The organism is Veillonella parvula (assembly GCF_048309325.1).
Classification (GTDB): domain Bacteria; phylum Bacillota; class Negativicutes; order Veillonellales; family Veillonellaceae; genus Veillonella; species Veillonella parvula_T.
The window spans coordinates 353,733-368,262 of sequence record NZ_DBFBTX010000002.1 but is presented as its reverse complement, the minus strand read 5'-3'; the positions used below and the strand labels follow the sequence as shown (position 1 = coordinate 368,262).

The window sequence follows — 14,530 nt, the reverse complement described above, 5'->3', positions numbered from 1 at the left end:
TATGTATAACATATATACTGTACTAAGCATCTAAAATAAAAATTAAATTAGATAAGGATATAATACTTCCACTAAAATATCTAAATTTTTAAATATCCTATCTTTATTATACAACAATAGCAGTTAAAATCTAAGTTATTTCTATATCTAAAATGTTATAGAAAATATGTTAAGATTTGAATTTCAAAGTCATATATATAATAGGATGTAAAAAGTATTATACCATTTTACAATGAAAAATAACGTAACTTTTGCAACATAACAGGACAAATCAAATATATTAATTGCATTAGACAATATGCAATAGATAAAAAAAAACTAACCCCCAAAATGGATTCCAATTGGGGGTTAGTTCATAAGACAGTACATCTTATTCGTATCTATAAAGTTATGTCATGAGAGAGTATTGTATTAAATACATATATGTTATTAACGATCATTGATTAAAACGCTGGAATAATAGCCCCTTTGTAATGCTCTTCGATGAACTTCTTAACCTCTGGAGATTGTAATGCTTTAGCTAATTTTTGAATAGCTGGTTTATTTTCATCACCAGGGTTTACGGAAAGAAGATTTGCATATGGAGAATCCGCTTTTTCTACGAATAAGCCATCTTTTGTAGGATTAAGACCTGCTGGCAATGCATAGTTAGCATTGATTACAGCTGCATCTAAATCTTGAATGGAACGAGGAATTTGAGCTGCTTCCAACTCTGTAATTTGAATGTTTTTAGGGTTGCTAGTCACATCAAACGGTGTGTTAGTCAAACCAGTTGGGTCTTTCAATGTGACAAGACCTGCACTTTGCAACAAGAGAAGTGCACGAGCACTGTTTGTCGGGTCAGATGGAATCGCTACTTTTGCGCCATTAGGCAAATCTTTCAAATCTTTAATTTTTTGAGAGTAAATAGCCAATGGTTCGATGTGAACTGGTGCAAAGCTTACGAAGTTTGTGCCATGATCTCTGTTAAAGTTATTTTGGTAAGGCACGTTAGCAAAGAAGTTTGCATCTACTTCATGGCTAGATAATGCCATGTTTGGTTGAATGTAGTCTGTAAATTCAATAATTTGAAGATCTACACCTTCCTTAGCCAAAAGAGGCTTGATTTGATTTAAGATTTCAGCATGAGGTACAGGGTTTGCTGCCACTTTTAACGCCTCTGCTTTAGAACTACCAGCACTGCTGGAACTTGCGTCATTTGTGGAAGAACCACAACCACTAATCAATAAGGACGCGCCTAGTACGGCCGTCGCTGCTAATGCTAACCATTTTTTCATGTAATCCTCCTATCTACGATGAACACCTACATCTATTGACGAGGACTCATGCGTATACAACACACGTAGATATGTTAATAAATCTATATATTCTTACACTGTATCTACATTTAATTATTTAATAATTTCGATGTAGTAAGTATAGCAAATTTAATTCCTATTCGTATAATAGATTTTATATATCAATTAATATAACCTTAATCTATAGCAAGATAAGAGTAATTACATTTAGCTATGCCAAGTACATAAAAACGGTACTAAGATGATTCCCCGTACTACTAGGTAATATACCTAATAGGTACAATCAAACTTAGTACCGTTATAAATATCGCTCTATATAATAAACAATCTAATCAAAATCAAAAGATTCAATTATAAAGTTGACGTTGTTTGCTCCACAGAAATAGTTACAGGTGCTGATAATTTAGCCTCTAACCAAGCTTTTATTCGTTCCGAATCTGCATCAGATACAGTGGACGCGGTATGGATAATCACCATATAGCGATTCGCTTTAGGCTGTTCTAAATTATCTATCAAAGGCATGCCTTCCACTCTGCTTACAAACGGGAATAACGCCTTTGCTTCAGCTTCTGTCGTTTTCATAGTGTTTATAGTTTCACTTACTAGTTGATAAGTCGGCTGGTACAGATTACTCAAGTTTGTATATTTTTCATGATCCTCCGAGGCTTTATTCAAGCTCGTCTTATCCACAGCAGATTTTTTCTCATCTACACTATTAACAAATCGTACTGCATAAGACTGCAAATACTCGTCTTTCTGTAATTTATCATCCAACTGGGATCGTTCCTCTGAAGTCACAGGAGCTCCTACAACTACTATATCTACTAGCTTATTCACTCGGTCCAATGAATAATCAATCACTAGTCGACGCCCATCTTGATTAATATTGGTCTTAATAAACTGCTCTATATGATTTGACTCAGAATACTTGATGGTCATATCATAGCCTGCATAAATGCTTGGTATAGCCATAATAAGACCAATCACAAGAAATATTAGCTGATTACGACGATTAATCTCTTCTGCTTGCTTATGGGATGGCAAACTATATACACCTTTTAAAACAATAAAAGATGCAAAGAAGATGAAAAATGCATTTATAAAGAATAGATACCCAGCCCCAAAGAAATAATGCCAATTTCCATTAGCCAGTCCATATCCTGCCGTACACAGTGGTGGCATAAGTGCAGTCGCAATCGCTACCCCTGGTATGACATTATCTAAGGTCTTACGCGTTTGACCAATAATCCCAGCTAACCCACCAAATATAGCAATGAATACATCAAAAATATTCGGTTCTGTACGCGCTAATAGTTCAGATGTAACTGTCTGAACGGGGGAAATATAAAAATATAAAGCAGATGCCAAAACAGCAATCGTAATCTGTAAGGACAATCTTAAAATAGCACTTTTCACAACTGTAAAATTAAGCGTAGCGAAGCCAAAGCCAGTTGCTAGAATCGGTCCCATCAACGGCGATATAAGCATAGCACCAATAATAACGGCTGTACTATTCATATTCAACCCAATAGAGGCAATAAACATGGAGAGGATCAGGATAACCAAAGCAGGACCCTTAACCTTAGCCCCACCTATCAACCTTTTAGCAATAGTTGCATCATCGGCTCGTTCAAAATGTATATCAAAGTATTTATTTAGTTCCATTCTTCTACCTCATAATTTCATCAAATCTGCAAAGGTCCCCACATTTACAAACATGTATTGTGTGGTCTTTAACATTTGAACCATCAAGATGGCACCTGTACCTTCTCCCATCGACATTTGTGCTTGTATAGGAACCATGTCTTGAGTGATCCCCACCTCAGCCAAAGCCAGTTCCGTGCCTTTTTCTTTAGACTGATGCGATGGTAACGCATAGTCCACAACATGAGCGTTTATATGTGCTGCACAAGCAGCTGCTACAGCTGTAATAAAACCGTCAATGACAAAAGGCTTTTTAAAATCTGCACAAGCTAGCATGGCGCCAAGAATAGCCGCAATATCAAAACCACCTACATGAGCTACGATTTCACGAACTCGGTCTGATTCACTTTCAGAACCAATATTAGCCTTGTGCTTGTCTAATACAGAACGTACAAAGTCAATTTTTCGTTTCATCAAATCTGGTTTATCTGGCCAAGAACCAGGGCCCACGGTTTCCGTCGGATCAGCCCCTATCAATGCAGACAACACACACGCAGAGGTCGTCGTATTCCCTAACCCCATTTCACCAAAGGAGAACAGATTGATTCCTTGTTCTACATAATGCTGAACCCGTTCATAACCAGCTTGAAAGGTTCTATTAAATTCATCGTCAGTCATGGCCGGATGGTGCAAAATATTCTTTGTACCCTTAGCTACTTTGCGATTAACGCCGATACCATCATCTGAGGCAATGCCTACATCCACGACCTCATAAGGAATATTATTAAAGTTGCAAAATTGTGTGGCTGACGAGCGACCGAGTAACATATTACGGGATTGCTTTTGTGTCACCTCATAGTTATAGCCCACATAGCCTTCTATATTGCAACCATTATCGGCAGAAAATATGATATGCTGTGGTCGAATTTCACCATTAATCTCGCCCCATGCCGTACAAATCTTACGGAAATATATTTCCCATAAACCAAGACCACCTGGGATAAGGCATTTTGGTTGGAGAAATTTATTTAATTGTTTCTCTATCGGTAATACTGACTTATCTTTCATTTTATTCTCTAATCCGCACCTAATATGCCAACTAGCCTTCTATTAATTCGATATTATTCTATCTGAAAGTATAACATAAAATGCATATCTAGTAATGTGACTATTATTAGTTTTTAGAAGTATAATTTAGTTTTGAAATATAGTATTCTAACGGCATTATTTCTAATCGAAATTATCATTACACAATTACAACTACTCTAGTAGATAAAAAAGGTTATCCCCTTACAGGATAACCTTTTTTATCTATATAATGATGTATTTCTTACGCTTCTTTTCCCTCTAGAATTAAGCACCTTGGAATTGAGGCATATCGTCGCCACTAGAGTCGTCCAATTTGCCTTGAAGGTCATGGTCAACCATGGCACATACAGATGCATCAGACCATACGTTTTCAGCGGTTTCAATCATATCGATAATCGTATAGATTGGCAAGATGATACCAAGCAAACCAATTGGTGCACCGATGGAACTCATCAAGGATAAGGTTAAGAAATAACAACCCATTGGAACGCCCGCATTACCAATCGCAGCGAGAACAGCAATAAATAACCAAGCCACCATTGTGCCCATAGTCAATTCCATTCCCGCATTTTGCATTACGAATAAAGATGTGACAAGAATGAAAGCTGCGCAACCATTCATATTAATAGTTGTACAAATTGGCAATACGAAACGAGCTACTGCAGGATGAGCTTTCAAATTATCCTCAGCAGATGCCAATGTAACAGGCAAAGTTGCAGCAGAAGATTTAGTAAACAACGCAACGGCTACGGCTGGAGACATTTTGCGGAATACATCCACAGGGTTCAAACCGCGGAATAACAAGAACAATGGAATTACGATAAAGAATTGGATCAAGTTACCACCGATAACAACAGCCGTATATTTACCTAAGGCGCCAACGATTACGCCCGCTTCGATTTGCGCAGATAATTGACCTGCAAAGGCGATGATACCAATTGGCAATACATAAAGTAATGCTTTAATCAATGTAAATAGTAATTCTTGTAAACCAAATAAGACTTTCAACACCGCTTCGCGATTTTCAGTACGTGGCATGAACGCAAAGGCTAAACCAACGGAAGCAGAAATAAACATTACAGACAATACATTGGCTTGTAAGTATGGTTGCAAAATATTGTTTGGAATAACAGATAAGAAATGATCATAATACGTAACATTGCCAAGTTTTTCAGGCACTTGAGCTGCACCGGCACCGATTACATCAAGTGGTAAATTACCTGGTGCAATCCATAGGAATAAGCCAAGTCCTACAGCTGCTGCACAAACTGTAGTAAGCAATGTGTATACTACGGCGTGTCCAAAGATACGGCCTGTATCCTTTTTAGCTCCTAGCATGGATAATGTTGTAATTACCGCTAAGGATACGGTTGGAATTGCGATAAATTGGAACAAACGGGTAAAGACCGCTGCAATAAAGTTAAAGAGCTCATTTAAAGCCGGAATATGTTGCCATCCTAAGATAGCACCAATGATGAGTGCCCCCATCCATAAAATGAACTGACGCAATTTACCTTGACCACGACTTTTTAAGGTAATCTCTTGCGCTAAGGCATCCACATTCTTGTCGTTTTGATCTGCCATAATAACACCTCTCTACAAACTAAACTACTAGAGACTAAAAAAAGAAATCCCAGCCCTAGGGCTGGGATAATGAATATCCGAGTCTCTCTTTAATTCACATTATAGAGATATGATTTAAAATTGTCAATTCCAATATTTGAACACATTATAATATATTCAAGTATTATTTCAATTTTTATAGACATTCTAATAAAAACTAATGATACATATCTATATCTACAGTAATCATTCGCGTTTGCTCTGGATTAAACATAAAGTAAATGACTCTAGGCTGGTCATGATCAAAGTTATGGTAAACAACATATACTATATATTTCTCAGCTGATATCCGAGTACTATAATAATAATCTTCCTTAGGATCATCACCGACACTCTGTGTACCATCAATTACCCAGGGAAATAATTTCCAGTTTTGTCGTTGAACGGTAATAATCTCATAATATTCATTCACGTCACTAACTAATAAATTTCTATCCTTTGGATATGTAAATGAATTAAGTGCTTTAAAGGTACTATCATTTTTCCTACCATTTACAAACGAATACCAAGCATGGGATTTAACAGTTTCCTCATACTGTGAAATAGTAGTTTTATCACCATCTAATACCAAGCAACTATAACTCCCACCCAATCCAATTACCTCAGCAGAAGAAACCACTTTCAAGCTCTCTGGTAAAGACTTAGGTGTTTGTAATGGAGCCGGAATATACCCCGCTTTAGATGAGGGCCATGTAGAGTGCCACTGTTTTGTATCATAATGAGATACCCCTATAGCAGAAAATGCTAAATTAACAGCTAATGTAGGAAGCATACACAGGAAAAAGATTACATAAAAATATGTTAAAAATCTTTTTCGTATAGCTTTCTCACTATCGATTACTCCACATTTTTCAAGCAATAACACAATCGTAGCTACTAACAAAATCAGATAGTATAACCCAGAATATGATATCTCATCCGAAAACAAAAATGTTAGTATCCAAAGAATTATAAAGAACCATATACTTTTTCTATATGGAGGCTCAGTAAACAAATTCTTTAAATACATTAAACACTGTCGCATATACACTCTCCACAACAACACCTATTCAAGTTACTTAGATTGATAAAACACAGCTCGAGTCCCATCATCACTAATCAAAAGTTCCACAAAATGAGGTCTCTTTGTATTACCATCATCAACAAATACATATAATCTATGATTCCGCGTAGAATTATATGTATCCTTGACTACTGTTTTTGTTTCTTTTCGAGGTGCAAAGCGCAACCACTCTATAAAATTCCGTTGCGGCAAATTTAAAGGTTCTTCTCCTATACTTTCTATAATGTTATAGCTATTTGGGTGAGATATAAAGCGCTTTTTCTCCCCAGTATCTAAATCACGCAATACACCATCCGCATCAATTTGCGCTGTATAAGCTGCATTTTGCTTAGCTATCGCTTCATATTGTGAGATTACTTTAAGGTCTCCTTCAAATACTGTATATCTTTCTCGATATGCATTAGCCCATACTAAATCACTACGAAAAGCAGATGCTCTATAAATACCTTCTGGAAGTTTCTCTGGTCGTTTTAACCCCTCCGGCAATTCTTCACTATTAGGCCAACCACGTTTCCAATCCATCGTACTAAACTCAAAACCATCAGTTTGATCACGAGTCGTTTGAGTATCATATTGAACCCAATCAGCTACAAGCCAAGATATACAAAGGGTTATGACAATAAATAAACCACAAGCTAGTCGGCTATGGGCTCTTTCAGATATGGTTTGTTTCTTAAAGCGACCATATTGCAGTAACACACTCAATACTATGGCTATACCAAAAACCATGTATGTAATAGGTGCTATGTTAAATAGCGCTACCACGATTGCAAACAACACGCATAGCATAACCGTTAATAAACCATAAAATCCTTGAAACAAAACTCTCTCCTATCATGACAATACTTAGAACATTTTCTTATACAACATTTCTATATCTTCCTGACTCACATCAGCCACTGTATTAGCAATATTGCCAGTAGCTACGACATACACGTTATCGACAAGCCAAGGAATGTCTTTTTTTGTAAAACCAAGTTCTGTAAGGTTTGTAGTAAGGTCTAGGTCATGTACAATCAAGCGTAATGCTTCACCTAGTTCGGATCCATCTCCGTGGTTGAATATACGAGCTAAGGCACCAAATTTATCGGGGTTTGCACTCCATGTATATTCCACCGCAACAGGTTCAATAACGGCAAGGCCTACACCGTGAGTAATATCCTTAAGCCCACTGGCAGGGTGTTCCATGCCATGAGCAAGTGTTACACCGGCGGTATTAATAACCATGCCTCCAATTGTGCTAGCCAATGTAACGGACTCCCAAGCTTTTGTAAGTTGAGTTTCGTTGAGAACAGCTGATTTGCCTTCAGCCATTGCTTTCACATGTTTATATAGTGGCACAAGATATTGTGCTAATAAGGTTACCGCATAATGAGCTAATGCATCGGTAAAAGGTTGTGCCGTTTTAGAGGTATACGCCTCGATATTATGACAGAGTGCATCAAAGCCCACAGATGCCAATACATAAGGAGGCATTGTACCCATTACAGCAGGGTCTACAATGGATACCTTTGGTACGATGGCGTTACATCGCAAGGATTTCTTGTCTCCTGTTTTGGGATTAGTAAGTACACCAAAGCCATTACCTTCGGAGCCGGTGCCACAGGTTGTGGGAATTACAATAAGAGGCAACGCCTTATCACTGGTTTTACGGTTAAATATATAGTCGTTAATGTCACCATCGTTAACGGCCATAAATGCAATGCCTTTTGCACAGTCCATGATAGAGCCGCCACCGATGGCAATGACCATATCACAGCTTTCAGATTTAGCTAAAGCAGCACCGTCCAACGCAGTCGTCGTTAAGGGGTTTGCATCCACTTGGTCAAACAACACATGTTCGATATGTGCCGCATCAAGTTTAGCCGTCACACGGTCATATAGTCCAGATTTTTTGGCACTTGTCCGCCCTGTTATGATGAGTGCTTTATTGCCATAAGGCTTAACAAAATCAGCAACACTATCGACCTTATCCCAACCAAATTGGATATGTACTGGTAAAAAATAAGAGAACTCCATGTGAACGACCTCTTTTCTATAAATACTAGCTCTTAATGTTATTGTAATGTAAATTCAGACGCCTGTAAAACCTCATAGGACTTTCACTAGAAAACATGTATACTACAGATAAGAGGGGGGCATTTATTTTTATAAAGGGAGAGAATCTATGAAATCTGCAATTACACATTTATGGTCTTCGCTGCGTGACCTAGCAACGCAGTCACCTATATTACTGGCATTAATTGCCGTATTTTCATGTACACCGTTTTATCTAGAGCAAGATTGGTTTGCCGATATAGACCTTTGGTTCTATGGGCTGTATTTCTTCATCGTCATACTACAATCATATATAACACGAGATCGAAAGTTCTCCATAGTATATACATTATTAAGCATAGGTATCAGCGTTGGTCTATATACGATTCATGAAACGTACCATCACATACGAGGCATAGAGCTAGCCACAGAAAACATATCATATCTATGGCTGTACTCTATGATTGCTCTGTATTTTACATCGCCTGGAGAATACTACATTGGCGAAATCATCAATCGCCTGAAACGGATTGGTATTACCATTGTTACATCAACACTGTATAATGTCGTCATAATCATGACTCTATGGTTTTTCTTCATCATTCTGAACAAAACATTTACCTTTGATGATCTAATCTTTAAAGTATTAGCCGCTATTAATATATTTATCTGTATGTCCATGCTGTGCACTTACAAAGAGGAGCCTGATGGACCACCAGAACCAAATACATTCTATAATGTTGTTTTTGGAATCATACTACCAAAGGCTTCCATCATTACAGGTATTCTAGCTAATATCTACTTGGTATTGATTCTCTTAGGCCTCCGCGAAGATGCGCGGTTCCTTTATACATATTATCCGTATGTAGCCATTTTCTATCTATTTTACTTGGTTAGTTTCAGATCTAGTGAAAGCAGCAAGACACAAAGGATCCTATGTTTCTTATTTATTACGATTACAATATTGTGCCTAATCCTGATTGGCAAACGCGTAATAAATGAGCCTGTACTCTGGCTCAATACGATTTACGTAGCCGCATTCAATCTAATCTTCTTAGCACATAACGTATATTCCTTTGTAAAGCGTTTGACTCCATCGATCCATACAACGATTATGGCACTCGCCCTAGGTGCAGTCCTTTTAATGCCTTTTATCGGTTACACATCCCATCGAGAGTTTACAAACTATACAAAAATTGACGGTCAATGGCACGTATACTTGCCTATTACAGAAACATTTAACCCTGATTTTACAGACTATGGCAGGACGATTATACAGGGGGATTCTTCAAAACTAGGAGCAACGGAAATATATAAGGAACGAAATATTCAGTTTATCAGCTTTACGGCCGTTGAAGAACCTCATGTTATTTCGCTTGTAGGATATAATAAATTCATTTCTAACATCGAATTAGAAGTACGTGAGCCTGCTGATAATACAGCTGACATACCAACAGCATCCTATGAATCTATCAACTTTAGATTCATCAATGAAGGTCTTGATTTAGAGGTATCCCGCCCCAATGGCGTGACCGAAGTTCATCATATATATGAAAAATTTCTCACTGTTCCAAAAACGGCTTCAGATTCAGTCATTATAGAAGGCACGGGATACAAACTCTTAATCCACTCCTACTACGCATATCAAGACAGTGCACGAAGAATTATTTTTAGCGTATTATATAATTAATTATGAAAGCTAGTAATTTAAGGCATCTTTAACCATATCAACATTTTTTGCGAAACTATATTAAAAATTTTACAAATGTCAATATTGATTATATAGAAATTTTTCGCTATAATCGTAACATAATGTATAAGCTAGATAAGAAAACTACCATATATAGTAGTTTTCTTATTTTTCTGATTAGACTCAACTTAAAGATAATTTATATAATTCATTCTAATCTTATATATGCTTATACGACTATATTAACAGTTTTATGACTTTTTGCTCTCAAGGGGAACAGTAATGGAGATTATGATCAAGAAACGGGATGGCCATTTCGAGCCGTTGTCCGTTGAAAAAACGAAACGAATGATAGCCTTCGCATGTTTGGGGTTAGATTCTTGTGATCCACTAGAATTGGAAATGGATGCGAAGTTGCAATTCGTTGATGGCATGACCACTAAAGAAATTCAAAAAACTTTAGTCCAAACAGCTATCGAAAAAGTTATATCTAAAAAAGACGACGGCTTCGGCAACCAAGTTAATAAAATGAACCAAGATTGGCAGTTCGTAGCAGCCCGCCTATTCTTGTTCGATCTCTATAAAGAAGCCGCTATTACTCGTCGTTACAAAGCATTTGGCTACGGCAACTTTCCAAATCTTGTAAACATGCTTGTAGAAGAGAAAAAATACGCAGACTTCTTCGTTACAGAATACACCGCTGACGAATTACAAGAATTAGGCGATTACATCAAACCTAAGCGCGACTATCTCTTCAACTATGAAGGTCTCAAATTATTGGCTGACCGTTACTTAGTAAAAGGCTTCAACAAAGAAATCTTTGAATTACCGCAAGAACGTTTCATGGCTATCGCAATGCATTTGGCTCTTGTAGAAGGGGAAAATAAAGTAAAATACGCTAAGAAATTCTACGATTTGATGAGCCAATTAAAAATGACGACAGCTACACCTACTTTGGCAAATGCTGGTACACCATTCCACCAATTGTCCTCTTGCTTTATCTCTGGTGTAGACGACAATTTATGGTCTATCTACGACGTAAATAGCAAGTTCTCTCGCGTATCTAAACACGGTGGTGCTCTTGGTATCTACCTTGGTAAAGTTCGTGCATTGAACTCCGATATCCGCGGTTTTAAAAACTCCTCTGGCGGCGTTATTCCTTGGATCCGCTTGTACAACGATACAGCCGTTGCGGTAGACCAATTGGGTAAACGTAAGGGCGGCGCTACAGTAACGCTTGATATTTGGCACAAAGACTTCTACGAATTCGTAGAACTTCGTACAAATAACGGTGATGATCGCCGTAAAGCTCATGATATCTTCCCTGCTATCTCCGTTCCAAACATCTTTATGGAACGTATGTTAGCTCGTGAAAACTTCACCCTCTTCGACCCTCATGAAATCTTGGCTGTAAAGGGCTATTCCTTAGAGGACTATTACGATACTAATGACAATAAAGAATTCACAAAACGTTACCTCGAATGTGAACAAGATCCTAACTTACACGGCATCGAAGTACCAGCATTAGATATGATGAAAAAAATCATGCGTTCTGCTGTTGAAACTGGTACGCCATTTATCTTCTTCCGCGACACTGTAAACGCTGCAAATCCTAACAAACATGCAGGTATGATTTACGCGTCTAACTTGTGCCACGAAATCGCACAAAACGTTGGCTTCACTAACTTAGCTGAAGAAATCATCAATGAAGATGGTACAATTACTACTAAAACAAATACAGGCGACATGGTTACATGTAACTTAAACTCCATCAGCCTTGGCCGCATTACGGACGAAGAATTGGAAGAGAATATTGCCCTTCAAATTCGCATGTTAGACAATGTTATTTCCATCAACCAAGCGCCAGTACCAGAATCTCGCATGACTTCTGATAAATACCGTGCTATCGGTCTTGGTACTTCTGGTTACCACCACTACCTTGTAAACCACGATATCCAATGGGAATCCGATGAACATATCGAAGTTGCGGACAAATTATTTGAAAACATCGCATTCTATGCGATTAAAGCTTCCATGGAGCTTGCTAAAGAAAAAGGTGCGTACCCTGCGTTCAAAGGTTCCGAATGGGAAACTGGTGAATATTTCACTCGTCGTGGCTACACATCTGATCGTTGGAAACAACTCGCTGCAGACGTTGCAAAATACGGTATCCGCAATGGTTACTTAATAGCCGTAGCTCCTACAGGTTCTACATCTAACATTGCAAATACAACAGCTGGTATCGACCCTATCTTCAAAAAATTCTTCATCGAAGAAAAGAAAGGTTCTTTCACACCAAAAACGGCACCAGATTTAAACGACAAAACATTCTGGCTCTACAAAGAGGCGCATACAATCGACCAACAATGGTCCATCAAAGCTTGTGGCGTGCGTCAACGTCATATTGACCAAGCACAATCTTTCAACTTGTATATCACGCCTCAAATGAAAGCGAAAGAAATTCTTGACCTTTACGTAGAAGCCTACAAACAAGGAATCAAAACTATCTACTACATCCGTAACCAATCCCTTGAAATGGATGAGTGCACTAGCTGCTCCTCCTAATATTGAAAATATAATTGCTATATTTTGCAAAACCTATTCACTATAAATAGAGAGTACCGATTTCGAGAAGGATACTTTCACCAGCACTATAAATCTGATGACGACCTATAGCCGTATAGGTCGCATCATTGTATAAAGGAGTCCTACTATGGAGAAAAAACTGATTTTCAACGAACATGGTGAACGTGGCACGCAATCTATGATTGGCGGCAACACAACAAACCTTCGCGAATGGAACCGTATCAAGTACGACTGGGCAAATCAAATGTACCGTACAATGCTCAACAACTTCTGGATTCCAGAAGAGATTTCCTTGAACGAAGATGTTAAACAATTCCCATACTTAACAGATTACGAGCGTCGTGCCTTCGATAAAATCATTGCGTTCTTGAACTTCCTTGATTCCATTCAATCTGAAAACTTGCCTAATTTGAGCCGTTATATTACAGCATCTGAAGTGGCATCCTTATTGAATATCCAAGCATTCCAAGAAGAAATTCACGCTCAAAGTTATTCCTACATTTTGGACACTGTAACAAATCCGATTACACGTGACAAAATCTATGACGAATGGCGTACAGACAAAACATTGCTTGAACGTAACCGCTTCATCGCCGATGCATACCAACGTTTCAGCGATGATCCTAGCGAAGCAAACCTTATTCATACAATCATCGCTAACTATATCTTAGAAGGCATCTACTTCTACTCTGGCTTCAGCTTCTTCTACACATTAGCACGCCAAGGTAAGATGACAGCTACATCCACAATCTTCAAATACATCAACCGCGATGAAGTAACTCACCTCGTATTATTCCAAAACATCATTCGCGAGTTACGTCGTGAACGTCCTGACTTGTTTACACCTGAACTAGAAGCGAAAATTACGGACATGATTCGCCAAGGTGCAGAGAACGAAATCGCTTGGGGTCAGTACATCACTGATGATAAAATCCTCGGCCTTAACAATGTTCTTATCGAACGTTACATCAAATACCTTGCAAACATCCGCTTAGAAGCAATCGGCTTGCCTCATCTATATCCTGAAATCAAGGAAAACCCTATGGAATGGATTGAAAGCTTCTCCAACTTGAATAGTACAAAAACTGACTTCTTCGAAGCAAAAGTTACAAACTATACAAAAGCGGCAGCATTTGACTTTGACGATTTAGAATAATAGACGTTATAAAATACAATATCTAGGGACGTACGGGCCAATAGAAAAGAGCTAATAGCTATAACGCTATCAGCTCTTTTTTCATGATTTTTTAAACCTTAGTTATGAGGAATTGCTGCAAGTTTAAACAGCTCTCTCCTATTTATCTCTAAAAAAACAAAATACTATCATATCAGTGTATATGTTGCTAGAAATATAGTCCCCAAACGCCACCCTCGTTTTTACAGTTGACACATGGTTATACATTGTAAATTGTATCAATACATTTGTGCGCAAATAGGCCTACACCGTAGATTTTCATTCGCCCCATGAATGTATTCATAATAAGCTTGGTAAAAGCAAAA

The 14,530-nt window shown here is 37.9% G+C and carries 10 protein-coding genes; 3 read left to right on the top strand and 7 right to left on the bottom strand.

Features of this window, described 5'->3' with window-relative positions; all coding sequences use genetic code 11:
- Positions 1–443 precede the first annotated feature (443 nt).
- From ACMKPP_RS02030 to ACMKPP_RS02000, 7 genes are all read right to left on the bottom strand, one after another.
- Positions 444–1,277: a MetQ/NlpA family ABC transporter substrate-binding protein gene (locus ACMKPP_RS02030; protein WP_418369241.1), complete on the bottom strand. Its 834-nt coding sequence runs from the start codon at positions 1,275–1,277 to the stop codon at positions 444–446.
- Between the two features lie 372 nt (positions 1,278–1,649).
- A complete protein-coding gene (locus tag ACMKPP_RS02025; RefSeq protein ID WP_008602314.1) occupies positions 1,650–2,963 on the bottom strand; it encodes a DUF389 domain-containing protein in 1,314 nt (437 codons plus the stop codon).
- Positions 2,964–2,972: 9 nt separating this feature from the next.
- On the bottom strand, positions 2,973–4,010 hold the full coding sequence (locus ACMKPP_RS02020; RefSeq protein WP_281782436.1) for a nicotinate-nucleotide--dimethylbenzimidazole phosphoribosyltransferase: 1,038 nt from the start codon (positions 4,008–4,010) through the stop codon (positions 2,973–2,975).
- 285 nt (positions 4,011–4,295) lie between these two features.
- Entirely contained in the window at positions 4,296–5,615 is a 1,320-nt protein-coding gene (locus tag ACMKPP_RS02015; protein WP_281782437.1) for a dicarboxylate/amino acid:cation symporter, read from the bottom strand.
- A 196-nt stretch (positions 5,616–5,811) separates the two neighbouring features.
- On the bottom strand, positions 5,812–6,678 hold the full coding sequence (locus ACMKPP_RS02010; protein ID WP_278604711.1) for a hypothetical protein: 867 nt from the start codon (positions 6,676–6,678) through the stop codon (positions 5,812–5,814).
- A gap of 30 nt (positions 6,679–6,708) precedes the next feature.
- Entirely contained in the window at positions 6,709–7,539 is an 831-nt protein-coding gene (locus ACMKPP_RS02005) for a hypothetical protein (RefSeq protein WP_278604710.1), read from the bottom strand.
- Between the two features lie 24 nt (positions 7,540–7,563).
- Positions 7,564–8,736, bottom strand: a complete 1,173-nt coding sequence (locus tag ACMKPP_RS02000) for an iron-containing alcohol dehydrogenase (protein ID WP_278604709.1) — start codon at positions 8,734–8,736, stop codon at positions 7,564–7,566.
- A gap of 148 nt (positions 8,737–8,884) precedes the next feature.
- Between ACMKPP_RS02000 and ACMKPP_RS01995 the strand changes: the two genes are divergently transcribed.
- From ACMKPP_RS01995 to ACMKPP_RS01985, 3 genes are all read left to right on the top strand, one after another.
- Entirely contained in the window at positions 8,885–10,444 is a 1,560-nt protein-coding gene (locus ACMKPP_RS01995; RefSeq protein ID WP_418369240.1) for a hypothetical protein, read from the top strand.
- Positions 10,445–10,726: 282 nt separating this feature from the next.
- A complete protein-coding gene (locus ACMKPP_RS01990; RefSeq protein ID WP_418369239.1) occupies positions 10,727–13,009 on the top strand; it encodes a ribonucleoside-diphosphate reductase subunit alpha in 2,283 nt (760 codons plus the stop codon).
- Between the two features lie 148 nt (positions 13,010–13,157).
- Positions 13,158–14,186 carry a ribonucleotide-diphosphate reductase subunit beta gene (locus tag ACMKPP_RS01985; protein ID WP_004694963.1) on the top strand — a complete coding sequence of 343 codons (1,029 nt, stop codon included), beginning with the start codon at positions 13,158–13,160 and terminating at the stop codon, positions 14,184–14,186.
- Positions 14,187–14,530 lie beyond the last annotated feature (344 nt).

Coding starts and splice junctions, on each gene's coding strand:
- ACMKPP_RS02030 (WP_418369241.1), bottom strand. CDS start 1,277: ATGAAAAAATGGTTAGCATTAGCAGCGACGGCCGTACTAGGCGCGTCC.
- ACMKPP_RS02025 (WP_008602314.1), bottom strand. CDS start 2,963: ATGGAACTAAATAAATACTTTGATATACATTTTGAACGAGCCGATGAT.
- ACMKPP_RS02020 (WP_281782436.1), bottom strand. CDS start 4,010: ATGAAAGATAAGTCAGTATTACCGATAGAGAAACAATTAAATAAATTT.
- ACMKPP_RS02015 (WP_281782437.1), bottom strand. CDS start 5,615: ATGGCAGATCAAAACGACAAGAATGTGGATGCCTTAGCGCAAGAGATT.
- ACMKPP_RS02010 (WP_278604711.1), bottom strand. CDS start 6,678: ATGCGACAGTGTTTAATGTATTTAAAGAATTTGTTTACTGAGCCTCCA.
- ACMKPP_RS02000 (WP_278604709.1), bottom strand. CDS start 8,736: ATGGAGTTCTCTTATTTTTTACCAGTACATATCCAATTTGGTTGGGAT.
- ACMKPP_RS01995 (WP_418369240.1), top strand. CDS start 8,885: ATGAAATCTGCAATTACACATTTATGGTCTTCGCTGCGTGACCTAGCA.
- ACMKPP_RS01990 (WP_418369239.1), top strand. CDS start 10,727: ATGGAGATTATGATCAAGAAACGGGATGGCCATTTCGAGCCGTTGTCC.
- ACMKPP_RS01985 (WP_004694963.1), top strand. CDS start 13,158: ATGGAGAAAAAACTGATTTTCAACGAACATGGTGAACGTGGCACGCAA.